At 60.4% G+C, this 3,386-nt stretch carries 3 protein-coding genes and 1 pseudogene; 3 read left to right on the top strand and 1 reads right to left on the bottom strand.

Translation table 11 applies throughout. The features are described 5' to 3' along the window. Both AC1DLB_RS25460 and AC1DLB_RS25455 read left to right on the top strand, forming a co-directional pair. A pseudogene (locus AC1DLB_RS25460) lies at positions 1-294 on the top strand (gluconokinase); the annotation flags it as partial. 81 nt (positions 295-375) lie between these two features. Beyond that, positions 376-1,728 (top strand): GntP family permease, encoded by a 1,353-nt coding sequence (locus AC1DLB_RS25455; RefSeq protein WP_477744595.1) that lies wholly within the window; start codon positions 376-378, stop codon positions 1,726-1,728. A gap of 65 nt (positions 1,729-1,793) precedes the next feature. Here the strand turns inward: AC1DLB_RS25455 and alaC are convergent, their stop codons facing one another. Continuing rightward, positions 1,794-3,002, bottom strand: a complete 1,209-nt coding sequence (alaC, locus tag AC1DLB_RS25450; RefSeq protein WP_007934798.1) for an alanine transaminase — start codon at positions 3,000-3,002, stop codon at positions 1,794-1,796. Positions 3,003-3,141: 139 nt separating this feature from the next. Here alaC and AC1DLB_RS25445 point away from each other — a divergent pair. Beyond that, positions 3,142-3,386 (top strand): LysE family transporter (locus AC1DLB_RS25445; protein ID WP_477785868.1); only part of this gene is annotated, 245 nt, incomplete at its 3' end.

The raw sequence follows: 3,386 nt of genomic DNA, 5'->3' as shown, positions 1-3,386 counted from the left end.
GTGCTGACCTGTTCGGCCCTCAAACACAGTTACCGCGAACGCTTGCGCAGTGCCTTGCCGGGCCTGGGCTTTGTGTTCCTTGAGTTGACCCCTGAAGTCGCCGCCGATCGTGTCTCCCATCGGCCGGGCCACTTCATGCCGTCGACCCTGATCGACAGCCAGTTCGCCACCCTTGAATCGCCCGTTGGTGAGCCCCTGACCCTGGCTCTGGATGCTTCAAGTTACAGCGTCGACGAATTGGCCGCTCAGGCCCACCGTTGGTGGCTCGATCACGGCCTGAAACTCGCCAGTTGAGTTTTGCTGCAAAAGATAGCGCTGTCCTGACGGCTTCTGATTAATCGCTTTAATAACAACAACAAACAGGAGACACCCCCCATGTTTGGCATGTCCCACGAGTCGTTTCTGCTGCTCGATGCAGTGGTCACGGTGATCGGCTTGATTGTCCTGATCACCAAGTTCAAGTTTCACCCGTTCATTGCATTGATCATCGCCGCCGCGTTCCTCGGGCTGACCTCCGGCATGCCGATCGGCACCATCATCAAGGCGTTCCAGGATGGTTTCGGCGGCGTTCTCGGTTTCGTCGGGATCATTCTGGCGCTGGGCACCATGCTCGGCAAAATGATGGCCGAGTCCGGCGGGGCGGATCAGATCGCCCAGACCCTGATTCGGGCCTTCGGCAAGGACAAGGTGCAGTGGGCCATGATGTTCGCGGCCTTCCTGGTCGGCATCCCGCTGTTCTTCGAAATCGGCTTCGTGCTGCTGATCCCGCTGGTGTTCATCGTCGCCCGTCGTACCGGCGTGTCGATCATCAAGATCGGTATCCCGCTGCTGGCCGGTCTGTCCGCCGTGCACGGTCTGGTTCCTCCGCACCCGGGTCCGCTGCTGGCGATCGGCGTGTTCGGTGCCGACATTGGTAAAACCATTCTCTACGGCCTGATCGTTGCGCTGCCGACTGCCATCATCGCCGGTCCGATCTACGGTACGTTCATTGCCAAGCACATTCCCGGTCATCCGAATCAGGAACTGGTGGACCAACTGGCGCGGGAGTCGGATTCCGCCGATCTGCCGAGCTTCGGCATTACCCTGGTCACCGTGCTGTCGCCCGTGTTCCTGATGCTGCTCAAGACCTTTGCCGATGTGGTGCTGCCGGATGGCAACTTCTTCCGCACCTTCATGGACCTGATCGGTCACCCGATCTCGGCCCTCCTGCTGGCATTGCTGCTGTCGCTGTACACCTTCGGCTACAAGCAGGGCATCGGTCCGCAACAGATGCTCAAATGGCTGGACTCGAGCCTTGCGCCGACTGCCGCGATCATCCTGATCATCGGTGCCGGTGGCGGCTTCAAGCAGATGCTGGTGACCAGCGGTGTAGGTGATGTGATCGGTCACATGGCGGTGGCGGCTCAGATCTCGCCGATCCTGCTGGCCTGGCTGGTAGCCGCGGTGATTCGCATCGCAACCGGTTCGGCAACCGTGGCGACCATCACTGGCGCCGGCATCGTGGTGCCGGTAGTGGGGATGATTCCGGGCGTGAACCGTGAGCTGCTGGTACTGGCCACCGGTGCCGGTTCGTTGATCCTGTCCCACGTCAACGACGCCGGTTTCTGGCTGGTGAAGCAGTACTTCAACATGACCGTGGCGGAAACCTTCAAGACCTGGACCGCGATGGAAACCATCCTGTCCGTGGTAGGCCTGGGCTTCATCCTGCTGTTGTCATTGTTCGTCTGACACGAACGGCCAACACAAAAAAACCGCAGCGATGCGGTTTTTTTGTGGGCGACTCCTACAGGGGGTTATTTGGTGACTAACCCATCCGCCCGAAACATCCCGCGAATTCCGCGTACGGCCTGACGAATCCGGTCCTGGTTTTCGATCAGCGCGAAGCGCACATGATCGTCCCCGTACTCACCAAACCCGACACCCGGCGAGACGCAAACCTTGGCCTCGGCCAGCAGTTTCTTGGCGAATTCCAGCGAGCCCAGGTGTGCATACGCCTCGGGAATCTTGGCCCAGACGTACATCGACGCCTTCGGGTTCTCGACCATCCAGCCCAATTCATGCAAGCCTTTGACCAGCACGTTGCGACGCTGGCGATACTGTTCGGCAATGTCGCGCACGCATTGCTGATCGCCTTCCAGCGCCGCGATGGCCGCGACCTGCAGCGGGGTGAAGGTGCCGTAGTCGTGGTAGCTCTTGATCCGCGCCAGAGCGTTGACCAGCTCCGGGTTACCGACCATGAAGCCGATGCGCCAGCCCGCCATGTTGTAGCTCTTGGACAGGGTGAAAAACTCCACCGCGATGTCCTTGGCGCCGGGCACTTGCATGATCGACGGGGCTTTCCAGCCGTCGTAGACGATGTCGGCGTAGGCCAGGTCGTGCACCACCAGAACGTCGTACTGTTTGGCGAGGGCGATCACCCGCTCGAAGAAGTCCAGCTCCACGCACTGGGCGGTGGGGTTGGACGGAAAGCCCAGGATCATCATTTTCGGTTTCGGGATCGAACCGCGAATCGCCCGTTCCAGCTCGGCGAAGAAATCCACGCCAGGGATCAGCGGCACCGACCGCACCTGGGCGCCGGCAATCACGGCACCGTAGATGTGAATCGGGTAGCTCGGGTTCGGCACCAGCACGGTGTCGCCCTGGTCGAGGGTGGCCAGCATCAAATGCGCCAGGCCTTCCTTGGAACCGATGGTGACGATGGCTTCGTTTTCCGGGTCGATATCAACCTGGTAGCGATCCTTGTACCAATTGGAAATCGCCCGGCGCAGGCGCGGAATCCCTTTGGACGTGGAGTAGCCGTGGGTGTCTTCGCGCTGGGCGACGGTGACCAGTTTTTCGACGATGTGCGGCGGCGTGGCGCCGTCGGGGTTGCCCATGCTCAAGTCGATGATGTCTTCGCCACGACGACGGGCGGCCATCTTCAGCTCGGCAGTGATGTTGAAAACGTAAGGGGGGAGTCGATCTATGCGCGCAAAGCGGCGCGGCGAACCTTGTTCGGCCATTGTTGCCTCGAATAACGTAAGCGCCCGGAACCGTCCGAGCGACGCTGGCCACTGCGGTGGCCTGTGGCGGAATGTAAGGGCAGGTATGGCAAACTGTCCAGCCTCTACGTAAACAATTTTTTCCGAAGGAAACGGGTTGATGGAATTTACCAGTGGCTTCCTGCTCAGCCTTTCGCTGTGCCTGGACATCGGCGTGGCCAATATCGCGATGATCACGCTGGCGATGCAGCGCGGCTATTTCCAGGGTTTTGCCCTGGGGCTGGGGACTTGCGTCGGCGACCTGATTTACGCAGTGCTGGCACTGGCCGGCATGACCGTATTGCTGCAATACGAAACCGTGCGTTGGGTGTTGTGGATCGGCGGGTCGGCGTTGCTGCTGTACTT

The organism is Pseudomonas sp. 05N434 (genome assembly GCF_056396965.1).
Note: the sequence above shows the minus strand (reverse complement) of the source record. Positions and strands in the feature narration are given on the sequence as shown.